Origin of the sequence: Shewanella sp. MTB7, assembly GCF_027571385.1 — a bacterium.
In the GTDB taxonomy this organism is placed as follows: domain Bacteria; phylum Pseudomonadota; class Gammaproteobacteria; order Enterobacterales; family Shewanellaceae; genus Shewanella.
Map to the genome: position 1 here is coordinate 3,825,511 of NZ_CP085636.1, position 13,981 is coordinate 3,839,491.

General features: G+C 42.0%; 12 protein-coding genes. 1 reads left to right on the forward strand and 11 read right to left on the reverse strand.

Annotated features, from left to right (window positions below):
• Positions 1–155: 155 nt before the first annotated feature.
• Entirely contained in the window at positions 156–1,466 is a 1,311-nt protein-coding gene (locus HWQ47_RS16480; RefSeq protein ID WP_269967151.1) for a dicarboxylate/amino acid:cation symporter, read from the forward strand.
• Positions 1,467–1,536: 70 nt separating this feature from the next.
• On the opposite strand, the gene HWQ47_RS16485 is transcribed toward HWQ47_RS16480, so the two are convergent.
• From HWQ47_RS16485 to HWQ47_RS16535, 11 genes are all read right to left on the reverse strand, one after another.
• Positions 1,537–2,841 carry an inosine/guanosine kinase gene (locus tag HWQ47_RS16485; RefSeq protein WP_269967152.1) on the reverse strand — a complete coding sequence of 435 codons (1,305 nt, stop codon included), beginning with the start codon at positions 2,839–2,841 and terminating at the stop codon, positions 1,537–1,539.
• 366 nt (positions 2,842–3,207) lie between these two features.
• Entirely contained in the window at positions 3,208–3,852 is a 645-nt protein-coding gene (adk, locus tag HWQ47_RS16490) for an adenylate kinase (protein ID WP_269967153.1), read from the reverse strand.
• A 196-nt stretch (positions 3,853–4,048) separates the two neighbouring features.
• Positions 4,049–4,894 (reverse strand): tetratricopeptide repeat protein, encoded by an 846-nt coding sequence (locus tag HWQ47_RS16495; RefSeq protein ID WP_269967154.1) that lies wholly within the window; start codon positions 4,892–4,894, stop codon positions 4,049–4,051.
• Positions 4,895–5,034: 140 nt separating this feature from the next.
• The gene (htpG, locus tag HWQ47_RS16500; protein ID WP_269967155.1) at positions 5,035–6,951 is read right to left on the reverse strand and encodes a molecular chaperone HtpG; all 1,917 of its coding nucleotides are present in this window, start codon (positions 6,949–6,951) and stop codon (positions 5,035–5,037) included.
• 196 nt (positions 6,952–7,147) lie between these two features.
• Positions 7,148–7,747, reverse strand: a complete 600-nt coding sequence (recR, locus tag HWQ47_RS16505) for a recombination mediator RecR (RefSeq protein WP_269967156.1) — start codon at positions 7,745–7,747, stop codon at positions 7,148–7,150.
• A 12-nt stretch (positions 7,748–7,759) separates the two neighbouring features.
• Positions 7,760–8,089 (reverse strand): YbaB/EbfC family nucleoid-associated protein, encoded by a 330-nt coding sequence (locus tag HWQ47_RS16510; RefSeq protein WP_269967157.1) that lies wholly within the window; start codon positions 8,087–8,089, stop codon positions 7,760–7,762.
• A gap of 84 nt (positions 8,090–8,173) precedes the next feature.
• Positions 8,174–10,693 (reverse strand): DNA polymerase III subunit gamma/tau, encoded by a 2,520-nt coding sequence (dnaX, locus tag HWQ47_RS16515; RefSeq protein ID WP_269967158.1) that lies wholly within the window; start codon positions 10,691–10,693, stop codon positions 8,174–8,176.
• Between the two features lie 109 nt (positions 10,694–10,802).
• Positions 10,803–11,348: an adenine phosphoribosyltransferase gene (gene apt / locus HWQ47_RS16520; RefSeq protein WP_269967159.1), complete on the reverse strand. Its 546-nt coding sequence runs from the start codon at positions 11,346–11,348 to the stop codon at positions 10,803–10,805.
• A gap of 185 nt (positions 11,349–11,533) precedes the next feature.
• The gene (locus HWQ47_RS16525) at positions 11,534–11,902 is read right to left on the reverse strand and encodes a YbaN family protein (RefSeq protein WP_269971773.1); all 369 of its coding nucleotides are present in this window, start codon (positions 11,900–11,902) and stop codon (positions 11,534–11,536) included.
• Positions 11,903–12,272: 370 nt separating this feature from the next.
• Positions 12,273–13,034 (reverse strand): HvfC family RiPP maturation protein, encoded by a 762-nt coding sequence (locus HWQ47_RS16530; protein ID WP_269971774.1) that lies wholly within the window; start codon positions 13,032–13,034, stop codon positions 12,273–12,275.
• The gene (locus HWQ47_RS16535; protein WP_269967160.1) at positions 13,034–13,870 is read right to left on the reverse strand and encodes an HvfB family MNIO-type RiPP peptide maturase; all 837 of its coding nucleotides are present in this window, start codon (positions 13,868–13,870) and stop codon (positions 13,034–13,036) included. The genes HWQ47_RS16530 and HWQ47_RS16535 overlap by 1 nt, the downstream gene beginning before the upstream one ends.
• Between the last annotated feature and the right edge of the window lie 111 nt (positions 13,871–13,981).

Below are 13,981 nucleotides of genomic sequence, written 5' to 3' on the forward strand. Positions count from 1 at the left end.
AGATTACATAATTTTCACGTTACATTTCCATAACTATCTTGTTTTATTTACTCAAAACACTAATAAAGTTTAACTTACTGCCCATATCCTCACCGTATTTTGCATGTTAGGCTTATTGCGCAAATTGAAAGCATAATAATTATACAGGAATCACAATGGCATTAACTCAATCAAAAAAGCTCGGTCTCACGAGTAAGATACTTATCGGTATGGGAGCCGGTATCATAATAGGGTTACTTTTAAGGAATTTATTTCCCGATAGCAGTTTTATAGACGAATATATCACTGAGGGGTTTTTACACGTCATTGGCACTGTTTTCGTCTCTGGCCTTAAAATGTTGGTTGTCCCCTTGGTCTTTATCTCTCTCGTTTGCGGGACCTGCTCACTGAGTGATCCTTCTAAACTTGGACGACTCGGCGGCAAAACCCTCGCTTTTTATCTCTTCACTACCGCAATCGCAATTACCGTTGCGATCTCCGTTGCAATTATTATCCATCCTGGCAACGCGTCATTAGTCAGTGAAGGACTCAGCTTTAACGCAAAAGAAGCCCCCAGTTTATCAGAAGTGTTAATCAATATAGTCCCAACCAATCCGATGAAGGCGATGAGCGAAGGTAACATGCTTCAAATCATCCTATTTGCTGTCATTTTCGGTTTTGCTATATCACACATCGGCGAACGGGGAAAACGCGTTGCAGCGCTATTCAATGACCTTAACGAAGTCATTATGCGAGTGGTGACACTCATCATGCAGTTAGCTCCATATGGTGTCTTTGCTCTAATGGCAAAGTTGGCGCTCACATTGGGATTAGAAACCTTCAGCAGTGTGGTTAAGTACTTCTTGGTAGTCTTAGGAGTGTTGTTGATCCATGGATTTATTGTTTACCCAGCTCTACTCAAAATCTTTACCGGACTTAATCCTTTTACGTTTATCCGTAAAATGAGAGACGTGCAGCTATTTGCATTCAGTACAGCAAGTTCAAACGCCACTTTACCTGTCACGATTGAAGCCGCTGAACATAGGTTAGGTGTTGATAATAAAATCGCCTCTTTCACTCTGCCTTTGGGAGCGACAATCAATATGGATGGTACAGCCATCATGCAAGGTGTAGCGACGGTATTTATTGCACAAGTTTATGGTGTAGATCTTACCATCACTGACTATACTATGGTCGTTGTTACTGCCACATTAGCCTCGATTGGTACAGCTGGAGTGCCTGGTGTTGGGCTTATAATGCTCGCCATGGTACTTAATCAAGTCGGACTGCCAGTAGAAGGCATCGCACTGATTATCGGCGTAGACAGATTACTGGATATGGTAAGAACGGCGGTGAATGTCACCGGTGATACTGTTGCAACTGTTATTATTGCAAAGTCAGAAAATGAGTTTGATGAAGTCGTTTATAATGATACTCAAGCTGGAAAAACGGCAGGTAGCTTTAACGCACAACTGCACGCAAAATAAAACAACAATGACACTCTTCACTTGAAACTATAAAAAAGGCGTCCTCATTGGACGCCTTGTTTATTTAAACTTATCTTTCCCAGTATGCTTCTTCCAAACTGTCTTCACGCTCAGGCAAACCACTGGACAAACGTGGACTATGTTGCGCTAACACTTCATAAGCGACGCGATTAGCATACTTACACACTTGTGAGAATGATGAATAACATAGACCATCACGTTTATGCTTACTTGATCCCGGCACGTTCGCCTTATGGAACGTATTAGAAGCTAAATCATGAAGCAGTGCGGCTAAGGCACCATCACCAGCGCCATTAGTGTTACGTATCTTCTCTGGGCCACCCATGTAAGGTGAGATATGGGCATACACCTTAATTGGAGTGTCACATGCCGACTTTAACTTAGGGCGAGAAAATTCGTAACGATTAAACTCAGGGATCATACCGGGCAATAAAGTATGAGTCGTTTCACGCTTTTCAGAGTCATCCGTGTAACCCGCCATGTATAAACCCAACGCACCTGCAGTCGTTAATACGAGATCACATAACTCAAGTGCTGTTTCACTTGCTTGAAGCGGATCTTTAAAACCAGTTAGTGCTTCACCTTCATCTTCATTCATCGCAAGAATGGTGACGTTCTCTTCAATAAACTTTTTCCACCACAGAGGATCGCTCTCAATTAAAAAGCGTGTACCTAAGGTTAATACCACAGGAACCTCTGCCTCTTTAGCATACTCAATCGCTTTTAATGCAGCAGCAGAGATCTGATCACCATCGCTGGCTCTCATTAAATAAGCTGTTAAAACCAGAGCTGAAGCGCCTTGAACTACTTCTTTATTAATAAACTCAGGGCTAAGCTTATCCATCGAACCTTTACTAATTGCAAAAGTCCGCTCACCACACTCAGAGATAAGCGTAAAACAACGGCCTATTGGACCTTCTACCGGTTGCAAATAGTTAAGATCAACTTTAGAAGAGGTATTGCAAAGGTAACGGTAAGCATAGCTGCCGACTTCGATATTTTTGCTCATCACACCAAATAATACTGATCTGTCATCTGCAAGAATAGAGTAGTTGTGAACCGTATTACCAATCGTACCACCAGCAAATTCATCACTGATTAACTGCAGACTCTTTAACTCTGAATATAAAGTGTGAGCAGTCTCATCATCGATTAAGGTTGAATTACCTTTAGGTAAGTCATAACGAGCAAGCATTTCATCAGCAACTTTAGCTTCAATATCAACCAAAGTTTGATCTATACCAGTAACGTACGTTGGAAACCGCTTAGGTTGCTGAGTGAGTTGCGCCAACAATGGGTCACGATTTTGTACAGGAAAGTAATGCTTTGACTTTCGTTGACCTGGAAACTTCATGTAATGCTCTCGTTGAATGGTAACGGATTCACCCAAAGCCACAATACACCCGCTAAGCCCGTTACAGAAGGCAAAAGTGAACATCGACACTGTGGCTTGGATTAAATACCTGATAAGAAAAGTATCAGGTATTAAGACAATTAAATATTTATATTTGCTTCAATGCTTGAGAGCCAATATAAATGGCGGCAGATACTAACACAAACAGCGAAATTCACCAGAACCTAGGTCAAGTTTTACCTATTCACCTCATGAAAGGCTATCAAATTACATTAAATTATCTTTGCCCAATAAAAAAGCCCGCTCAAGTAAGCGGACTTTTTAAATGAGTGTTTGCTCATTAAATACGTGTAATTGAAGTAAGGCTTAACTTAAAGCAACCACAATCTCTTCGCTAACGACTGCAACACTTTGCGTACCGTCAAACTTGCTGTATTTAGTTTGACCACTATCAGCAACTTTACCGTAATAAGCAACGAGCGGCTTAGTCTGTTCATGATAAATATCAAGACGCTTACGCACTGTGCTCTCTTCATCATCAGGACGGATAGCCAAATCTTCTCCGGTCACATCATCTTTACCCTCAACCTTAGGTTGATTAAAAACAAGGTGATAAACACGGCCAGAACCAGGGTGAACACGACGTCCACTCATACGCTTAACAATCTCTTCATCGGGCACATCGATCTCAACGACATGATCGATAGCAATGCCACCTTCCGCCATAGCATCCGCTTGAGGAATCGTACGAGGAAAACCATCTAACAAGAAGCCATTTTCACAATCCGCTTGAGCAACACGCTCTTTTACTAGGCCAATAATCAATTCATCAGAAACCAATTGACCAGCATCCATCACTTTTTTAGCTTCTAAGCCCAGTGAAGTACCAGCTTTAACTGCAGCACGTAACATATCGCCTGTAGAAATTTGCGGGATACCATATTTTTCCATGATGAATTGTGCCTGAGTGCCTTTACCGGCACCTGGGGCACCTAATAACATGATGCGCATCTCGATTGTCCTTTTATTTGACGTATATTTCATTAGGCCGCGATCTTCGCACATTTGGCCGCTATTTTGAAGAGGCTGATCGGGCTTTTAAGCCAGATAATCATTAGACTTTAGCCCTATGTACTAAGAAGGAAATCAAAACAATGAAATTGGCTAACCTCTCATCTTAGTATTTTATCTATTTCTACCCCTTACTTTAGTATAAGAGACTATATAACTTACGACGATATTGGTTTGCCAGTGTATTCCCCTGGCCTAACGCCGTCAGAATTTCTAAAAATAACTGTTTAGCATTACCGTTTTCGACACCAATATCTTTCGATAACGGACTGAATAAGAGGGCTAAGGCTTCCTCATTACGCTTTGCTTGATGCAGCGCTCTAACGAGTAAGAGTAATTGAGCAATATTGTCAGGTTCATTGTCAACAAGCTGCTGTAACTGCCTAATCTCAGGACTATCTGCCGCATCTAATGCCAAGGCCAACTTTGCCTTCAAGCTTTGATAATAACTGTCTTGATCGGCAAGTCCTACGGTGGCTAACAGCTCTACAGCAGATTCAAAATCACCCAACATCAAGCATGCATCAGCATAAACCAAAGCCACTTCGGCATTGGCTGACTCTGTGTATGCTTGCTTCAATAGTACTAAAGCAGGTTCAGCATCTTGTAACGCCAATAGGGTTTTTGCTTCATTAAGTTGAACTTGCCATTGAGCGGGCAGATGCTTATCCAGCATCGCGACTATTTGTTCCTCCTCTTGTTGACCAGCAAAGCCATCAATAGGTTTTCCTTCGCTTAACACTAACGTGGTCGGCATATTTTGAATTTGAAAATAGTTAGCTATCTCTATCTCATTATCACAATCCACTTTTGCCAACACAAAACGACCCAATTGCTTTTGTGCCATCTCCGTCAAGGTTTGAGATAGCGCAACGCTTTCAGGACTTTGTTGCGACCAAAAAGCTAAGACAACAATTTGCTTCATCGATGCATCAACCACATCTTGAATATTATCTTTAGTCAGTTCCAAAATAGCTTCCATAACAATCCTAAATTTTAAAGCAAAAAAAGAGGCCGACTCTTAATAAAAACAAGTCATGCCCCATATTATACCCAAACCTCTTCAAGATGCAGGATTCAGCCCACTGAGGTCGCTTGAGTATATTTCAATTAAAAAACAATTTATTTTAATTGAGCTAAAAGCATCTGGTTCATCAACTTAATGAATGCTGAAGGATCAGCCAAACTGCCTTTTTCTGAAAGCTGAGCTTGTTGAAGAAGCAACTCGCTCCACTGAGCAAATAACGTTTCATCCTGCTCATCGTTTAGACGAGACACCAGTGGATGCTCAGGGTTAATCTCAAAAGTAGGCTTACTTTCAGGAACTGACTGACCAGCCGCTTCCATTAACTTAACCATCTGTGTTGACATTTCACCGTCACCAGCAACCACACACGCAGGAGTGTCGGTCAAACGCGTTGTCACTTTAACCGTTGACACTTTATCACCAAGTGCGTCTTTGATACGCTTAACGAGGCCTTCAGATTCTGTTTCTAACTTCTCTTGCGCTTCTTTTTCACTAGCATCTTCAAGAGAGCCTAGTTCAAGATCACCACGCGTTACCGAATGAAGTTGCTTACCATCAAACTCGGTTAAGTGATTGATCAACCACTCATCGATTCGCTCTGACATCAACAAGACTTCGATGCCCTTCTTACGCAGTAGCTCTAAGTGGGGACTGTTTGCAGCCGCTTCATAGCTGTCAGCAACTATGTAGTAAATCTTGTCTTGCCCTTCCTGCATACGACTAACGTAATCAGCAAGTGAAACCGTTGGCGCAGCATCTTCTGTGTGAGTAGATGCGAAACGTAGCAAGCCTGCAATACGTTCTTTATTAGCAAAATCTTCTGCTGGCCCCTCTTTTAACACTTGACCAAATTCAGCCCAAAAAGACTGATATTTTTCAGCATCATTCTTCGCTAGTTTCTCAAGCATGCCTAAGACACGCTTAGTCACTGCAGTACGAAGCGCTGTCGTTACCTTGTTATCTTGCAAAATCTCACGAGACACGTTTAACGGCAGATCATTTGAATCGATCAGGCCTTGTACGAAACGCAGGTAGCTAGGCATAAACTGCTCTGCATCATCCATAACAAAGACACGTTGTACAAATAATTTCAGCCCATGCTTACGATCACGATTCCACATATCCCAAGGTGCTTTTGCAGGAATATAGAGCAAGCTAGTGTACTCTTGCTTACCTTCAACACGGTTATGGCTCCATATTAGCGGATCGGTATAATCATGAGAGATATGCTTATAAAACTCTTCATATTCCTCTTTAGATACGTCACTCTTATTACGAGTCCATAGTGCAGTCGCCTTGTTCATCGGCTTCCACTGACCTTCAGTCGCCGCTATTGCTTCTTGATCATCGCTTGCTTCAACAGCAGGTGTACCAGCTTCAAACATCTCAACTGGCACCGAGATGTGATCTGAGTATTTAGTAATAATTGAACGTAGACGGAAGTCATCGGCAAACTCTTTCTCCTCTTCGCGCAAATGAAGCACAATTTCTGTACCACGATTTTCTTTTACAATGCTTTCTACTGTGAAGTCGCCTTCACCAGCGGACTCCCATAGAACGCCTTCGTCACTGCTATGACCTGCTGCTCGAGTACGAACTGTCACTTTATCGGCGACAATAAATGAAGAGTAGAAACCGACACCAAACTGACCAATTAGCTGTGAATCTTTTGATTCATCACCAGAGAGGTTCTTAAAGAAATCAGCTGTACCTGACTTTGCAATCGTCCCTAAATGCTCGATCACATTGTCACGAGTCATACCGATACCATTATCTTCTATGGTAATAGTACCTTTCTCTTTATCTGTACTAATGCGAACTCTCAGCTCACCGTCACCTTCATAAAGCGCATCATTAGTTAACGCTTCATAACGAAGTTTATCTGCGGCATCGGCTGCGTTGGACACCAATTCACGCAAGAAAATCTCTTTGTTTGAATACAAAGAGTGGATCATCAAGTTAAGTAGTTGCTTGACTTCAGTTTGAAAGCCATGAGTTTCTTGTTGAGACATGCATTGTTCCTTTAGTGTTTCACAAAAACTATTTCTTTATGCAGTAAGAGATGGGGCTTTAATCTGAATTTTCAAGGGACAAATTTTTCGATACATTCAATTGCTTAAAAAAAAACCAGCCCCTACAAAGTAAGTACTGGTTTTTTGATGACCGCAGACAGACACAGAGTGAGAGTTCTGTTGTATCTAGCTCATTCTATAAGGGCAAACGTCCATTAAAAGAGAGTGCCAATGTGGTGCTGTCTACATATTCAAGTTCGCCGCCAACAGGAACACCGTGAGCAATTCGACTAACGACGACTTGATGGCCTTTAGCTATATCGGCAATAAAATGCGCCGTTGCATCCCCTTCAACTGTCGGATTAGTTGCGAGAATCAGCTCAGATATATCACCACAAGCTAAGTGAGCTTCAAGCAGTGACAAACCGAGTTCGTCAGGCCCGACTCCATCAAGAGGAGAAAGATGGCCTAACAACACAAAATATCGACCGGAGAAGTGTCCTCCTGCTTCAATAGCCAAAACATCAGCTGGCGTTTCAACCACGCAAATAACCTCAGAGTGCCCTCGTTTGTGACTGGCACAAATCGGGCATAATTTCTCTTCGGTAAACGTACGGCAAGCTTGGCAATGACCAACATCACTCATCGCACTCGCCAATGCAGAGGCTAAAGATAGCCCCGCCTTGCGATCACGTTCCAAGAGCTGAAACGCCATGCGTTGAGCGGACTTAGGTCCTACACCAGGCAAACACTTTAATGATTGAATCAATTCATCAACAAGAGGACTAAATTTCATTTTTTACCCTGATTAAAATGGCATTTTCATGCCAGGTGGTAGTTGCATTCCACCTGTCACTTCAGCCATTCTCTCTTTTTGATTCTCTTCAACACGACGAGCTGCATCGTTACACGCCGCAGCAATAAGATCTTCTAGCATCTCTTTATCATCTGCTAACAGGCTAGGATCGATATCCACTTTACGTACACTGTGAGAACCTGTCATGGTCACTTTTACAAGACCAGCACCCGCTTCACCGGTGACTTCCATACGTGCAATCTCTTCCTGCACTTTGGCCATTTTATCTTGCATCATCTGGGCCTGTTTCATCAGGTTACCCATACCGCCTTTTCCAAACATAGCTATATCTCTTCAATTAAGGGGCTAATAAAGTTGGCTCATCTTACTTAAAAAATAGTGATAATCAATCAAAGCCGCACAAAGTTATGACTCAGGCAGCGTCTTAAAGTTCGACTTATCGACAAGCTCAATGGTATTTCCTTTCAAACTCAACAATTCAGGACTGTAACTTAAGCTATCGGTTTCAAACTCCGCATCCATCTCAGCAATCAGCCATTGAATATGACTGTCATTCATTAAGCCGTGATGTGCCTGAGATAGTAATTCTTGATGAAAACGCTGACGTATCTCCAATGGTGTTTCGCGTGTAGTATCCATCCCCACAGAAACCGTGACATGTACTTCTTTATCTAAGGCCCTACTCAAGGCCTCTTCTAACTGAACGATGGCGACATCTGCTGACAAATGCTTCTGATTCGGTTTTAACAAGAGTGCAAGAGGCTCTACAAAATGATGGCACACTGAATTGACTGCCAACTGGCGTACCCGTCCTCCGACATCAAGGGCTGACATCAAACGATACCATTTCAAATCAATGTCATTTCCCGTCACTGCACCATCATGAATTGGCACAACTTCGAGCGGTTTTGAATCTAGTGCAGGTTTAGGATTTTTAACCCCTTGAATAGCTGAGTTATGCTGTTCAACCGCCTGACTGAATGGAATATCACCAACGACCTCTTCCTCGGCAATAACTGGCGTTACGGGCTCCTCCCAAGGTGGCCTATCTTCATTCTCTACCGAATTTGACTTAGCCTCGATTTCAGGAGTTTTGTTATCATCAGTCGGTGTTGCCTCATGGGACACTGCTTTTAAAGGTTTTCGTTTTGGTGCTACGAACTCTTTGCGTCCCGATTCAGACTTTTTTCCACCACTCTCCTTAGGCTCTTCAGCACTCAGTTGAGTCAATAAGCTATCTCGCGCCGCTAAAACAGCATCGAGGATGTCATCTTCTTCTGGTGTACTTGCTGAACCAGAAACATTCACCACATCACTTTGCTGCACTAATTGATGCTTGTCGTCTCCAGATGATTCAGGATATGGGTCTGAATAACCTTCTTGAAAATGTTCTTGATAATCCTGTTGGGCATCAAACTGCGCTGCTTGAGCATAATATTCATCGGAAACAGCGTTAGGGTCTACTGAATTTTGGGCAACGATAGGAGAAATTAGTGCTTCGACATCATCAGCTTGGCTGGTTTGAGCCACTGAGTGAATCACCTCTTGTTCCATCCCCTGACTTGCAGCCTGGTTTAATATTAACGCCTGTTCACTGTTTAAACGATCAAGTGCACTGTCTTCATCATCAACGACTTCTGGAGGAGATACCTGTTGTTCACTTAACTCTTTACGTGGCTCATTTCTAGATGCTTCAACAACTGAAGCTGACGATGTTATGAGCTCATTGGTTAGTGCAGCACTTGCTTGCCTTGTACTTGCAACGGTATCCTTTGAATTAATCGTATTGAGTTCCGACACTGAAACGATGGCAGGCTTATCGGTAATCCAACGCTTAACTGGCGTCTCAGGTACAAATGACACCGCCCTGAGTAACGCCATCTCCAGACCCGACTTTGGATCAGGTGCATGGGGAAGATCTTTACGTCCAGTAAGCAGTAATTGATAATAAAGCTGCACTTGCTCTGGGTTTAACTGCTCGGCAAAAGATTTAATCTGTTCACGATGAATAGAGAGTTGAGCAGCTGCAGGAGCAAATTGGCTTAAGGTTATTTGATGTAGCAGTTCTAGCAAACTACGCAGCACCTCTTGAGGATCTGCACCAAACGAGAGCACTTGAGAAGTCACTTGCATAAGTTGCGCGATATCACCTTGGATAAGCGCAGTAAAAAGGGTGATAACGTGTCGTTCGTCAATACAACCTAGCATGGTCTGAACTTGGCTCAATCTAACTTCACCACCACCAAACGCGATCGCTTGATCAGTCAGGCTTAATCCATCACGCATACTGCCATTAGCCGCTTTAGCTAATAAGCTTAAGGCTTGGTCGTCAAAGGGTAAAACCTCTTGGGTCAAGACATGAGCAAGCTGCTGTGTGATTTCGTCTTGGGTCAGACTCTTTAGGTTAAATTGCAAACAACGTGATAACACAGTGACAGGAAGTCGCTGTGGATCGGTTGTGGCAAGTAAAAATTTTACATGTTCTGGTGGCTCTTCCAACGTCTTAAGTAGCGCATTAAAACTGCTTCGCGAAAGCATATGCACTTCATCGATTAAGTAAACCTTAAAACGGCCACGGCTAGGACGATATTGGACGTTGTCGAGTAGTTCACGGGTATCATCGACTTTCGTTCTTGAGGCTGCATCGACTTCAATCAGATCGACAAAACGACCTTCAGATATTTCAATACAACTTGAGCATTGACCACATGGCGTCGCGGTGACACCTTGTTCACAATTCAGACCTTTTGCAAAGAGTCGTGCTAAACTGGTTTTGCCAACCCCACGAGTACCAGAAAACAGATAAGCGTGATGTAACCTTTGCTGAGTGAGTGCGTTGGTTAACGCATGTAAAACATGAGACTGGCCAACCATTTGCTCAAAAGTGGCAGGGCGCCATTTTCTGGCCAACACCTGATAAGACATGGAACTCCCCAAAGTGTTTCTTTATCAATTTCGGGAGCATGCTCCTCGGATTGTGGCACAATAGCATGCCAATCTAAAACTCGCTACCGAGGAACATTTTTACGCTGGTTTATTCGCCTTCAAACTCACAAAGCGTGACTAATTTAAGATCCATCTCTTGAAGACGTTTATCACCGCCTAACTCAGGTAAGGAGATAACAAATGCGGCGTGCTTAACTTCACCACCGAGTTTGCGAATAAGTTTAACGGTAGCTTCAATCGTGCCACCAGTAGCCAACAGATCATCAACAACAAGCACTTTGTCATTTTCATTGATAGCATCAATATGAAGTTCTAAAACATCATGACCATATTCAAGTTCATAGCTTTCAGAGATCGTTTCACGAGGTAACTTACCTGGTTTACGAACAGGAACAAAACCCACTCCTAACGCTAATGCTAATGGAGCTCCAAATAAAAATCCGCGAGCCTCAGTACCCACTATCTTGGTAAAACCATGATCTTTATAATGCTGGGCCAAGATATCTATCGTTGCTCTATAGGCGATAGGATCTTCAAGTAAACTCGTCACATCTCTAAAAAGAATCCCAGGCTTTGGATAATCCGGAATCGTTTTAATACTCTGTTTTATTAGCGCTAAGCTTTCGTTATTCATGCCATCATCTTTTGGTTTTGTCCGCTGTCATAGCTGACTTTAAAAAATCTGCTAAAGCTTAAGCCGCTTTACCATGAGTTGCAACTAGCGGTGCTGCTAATGGGGTTGTTTTGACGGAGCTCTCACAAAACATGAGCTATTCTCTTGTTTTATTGCACAGTTAAAAGATGACTTTTTATACTAGTTTAATCTTCCAACTCAGGGATCTGCCTTAGATATAGGCCCAACCCAATGGCACAACACACAAGCATCACTTTAACCCAAATGAGAGGAACAATAGTGATGCTAGCAGCAAAACTCAAGCCACTGACAATATATGCTTTCCTCTTTAATCCTTTGCGCATAGCTCGTTTCTTTTCCCAATCAGCCAGCGCCTCTGAAAACCAAGGATGGTTCATTAGCCACTGATGTAAACGCTCACTCGATCGCGCAAAACAAAAAGCGGCTAATAGGATAAATGGCACTGTAGGTAAGATGGGTAACGGTATCCCAAGTAACCCTAACGCTAAGCTACACAATCCACAAATAAGATATAACCCACGCTTAAATACCATCACCGCCCTCAACATACCTAGTTACTTTCTAATGCAGTAATATAAACTTTACTATAAACACTGAGAATATACACAAAAAAACCACTCTAAAGAGTGGCTAGTATATACCCAAGCTACTGATAATTAGAGCACACCAGCAACTTTTAACCACGACAATGTCGCTGGCAAGGTTGGTATTAATAAAACCAGAATAAAACCAATTAGGTAGTATATGTTAAATGCATCTTTAAACGGCTCGCTCATGACTTCCTCACAACAATATTTATACGCTTTATTGATCTAGATCAATTTATTTATCCATTCATTATAGTGTGAAGCTGAACATATAGGAAGACAGTTTAGTACCTTTGTTTGTCACTCAATAGCTAGACTACGGCATGTTTAAATTAAGGGTAGGTAAATGTTTCACCACGCCCTTAGCAGCAAGATCCTCTAACAACTGCAAAGCGCCTTGCGCTAGAGCGTTTTCATCCATATTAGAATAGACGCTCACCAACCAGCCTTTTAAATCATCGAAATTAACAGCTTTATATTGAGACAAGAACCCCAACAATTGGCCTGATAAAGGCGTTAACTGTAAAAATATTACTTCATCTTCATCATCTCGATAGAGGCAAAAAAATTGCGGTGAACCACTCGCTGTTTCAGGTCGATATTCATCACTAATATGTTGCACGTCAAATGAGTACTGCAACACCTTTGCTGTATCGGACAAACATAATGCTTGATTGACGATAGGTACTTCTATCTTTTTGTGTTGTGGATTGTCTTTTGCTACTGCAACAACTAACTCCATATATTCATAATGCGCCAGTTCTAACATAAAAGCTGGATCACTTGATTTAAATTCATATTCGGTTTGTAAAAAAACCAAAAATTCTTGCGCTATCTCGATAAATATTGGTGTTTGACTGTCATGTTCAGCAAAAAATGTTTGTACTAAAACCAACCAATTATCTTTGATGTATAAGCTCTTTAATACTGGAAAGGCACTGGAGATAAAACCTTCCACATTATTAAAGAACAACTCCCGGTACACTTTCATTCTTCGAGCATCAGTCCCTGTAGGCAACGTTGATGAAGGCCGTTTAATATGATCAATAAAAGATTGTTGGATCTGCAGAAAACTCATCATGCCCTCCTAGAAATAGCGCCTATCGTAGTTTGTTGGTATTGAGAAATTTTATTGATCTCTTTAAGTAAAATCTGAGTCTCTGGAATATTAAAATCTCGCTCTAATAACGTAGGAAAAACGCCATGAACGGCATAACATTCGGCCAGCAGATCCCATACAGGTGAAACAACGTCTGCACCATGTGTATCAACTATTAGATCTTTATCCTCTTCATAGTGGCCAGCGATGTGCAAGTACTTGATCCGCTCTGTTGGCATCGCTCGCAAAAACTGGCTTGCATCATAATGATGATTAACTGAATTTACATAGATATTATTCACATCGAGTAACATCTTGCAATTTGCTTCATTTAAGACTGCAGTGACAAACTCGACTTCAGACATCTGTGCGCCAGGTGCAGCATAAAAAGAAACATTTTCGAGAATTAACGACCTTTCTAAAATATCCTCAACCTGCTTAACACGCTTTGCAACGTAATGAACAGCCTCTTCGGTAAAAGGGATCGGCATCAAATCGTACATATGTCCGCTCCCAGAGCAGTAACTTAAATGTTCGGAATAGACCGAAATGTTATGCTCATCCATAAAGGATTTAATATTCTTCACAAACTGCACATCAAGTTCTGATGGGCCACCAATAGAAAGTGACAAACCATGACAAAAAAACTCATGTTGTTCCGTTAGCTGTTTAAACTGGCGACCATATTTGCCTCCTAACGTCATCCAGTTTTCAGGTGCGACTTCAAAAAAATTTATCTCCGCAGGAGAAGCCTGACAAAATTCATCGAGCATCTCTCGTCTAAGACCGAGTCCAACTTTTACATGCTCACTCATGCCCTCTCCTAATCATTCATGTTTCAAATCTAAAACTTGGTATTAAGTGCAAAAACAATTAAGACCAGCAAAACTGGCCTTAATTTTTTTGCTTAACTTTGCGATGGAGCA

What these genes read in the sequence shown, in the direction of transcription:
- HWQ47_RS16480 (WP_269967151.1), top strand. Translation starts at nt 156, where the DNA reads ATGGCATTAACTCAATCAAAAAAGCTCGGTCTCACGAGTAAGATACTT.
- HWQ47_RS16485 (WP_269967152.1), bottom strand. Translation starts at nt 2,841, where the DNA reads ATGAAGTTTCCAGGTCAACGAAAGTCAAAGCATTACTTTCCTGTACAA.
- adk (WP_269967153.1), bottom strand. Translation starts at nt 3,852, where the DNA reads ATGCGCATCATGTTATTAGGTGCCCCAGGTGCCGGTAAAGGCACTCAG.
- HWQ47_RS16495 (WP_269967154.1), bottom strand. Translation starts at nt 4,894, where the DNA reads ATGGAAGCTATTTTGGAACTGACTAAAGATAATATTCAAGATGTGGTT.
- htpG (WP_269967155.1), bottom strand. Translation starts at nt 6,951, where the DNA reads ATGTCTCAACAAGAAACTCATGGCTTTCAAACTGAAGTCAAGCAACTA.
- recR (WP_269967156.1), bottom strand. Translation starts at nt 7,747, where the DNA reads ATGAAATTTAGTCCTCTTGTTGATGAATTGATTCAATCATTAAAGTGT.
- HWQ47_RS16510 (WP_269967157.1), bottom strand. Translation starts at nt 8,089, where the DNA reads ATGTTTGGAAAAGGCGGTATGGGTAACCTGATGAAACAGGCCCAGATG.
- dnaX (WP_269967158.1), bottom strand. Translation starts at nt 10,693, where the DNA reads ATGTCTTATCAGGTGTTGGCCAGAAAATGGCGCCCTGCCACTTTTGAG.
- apt (WP_269967159.1), bottom strand. Translation starts at nt 11,348, where the DNA reads ATGAATAACGAAAGCTTAGCGCTAATAAAACAGAGTATTAAAACGATT.
- HWQ47_RS16525 (WP_269971773.1), bottom strand. Translation starts at nt 11,902, where the DNA reads ATGGTATTTAAGCGTGGGTTATATCTTATTTGTGGATTGTGTAGCTTA.
- HWQ47_RS16530 (WP_269971774.1), bottom strand. Translation starts at nt 13,034, where the DNA reads ATGAGTTTTCTGCAGATCCAACAATCTTTTATTGATCATATTAAACGG.
- HWQ47_RS16535 (WP_269967160.1), bottom strand. Translation starts at nt 13,870, where the DNA reads ATGAGTGAGCATGTAAAAGTTGGACTCGGTCTTAGACGAGAGATGCTC.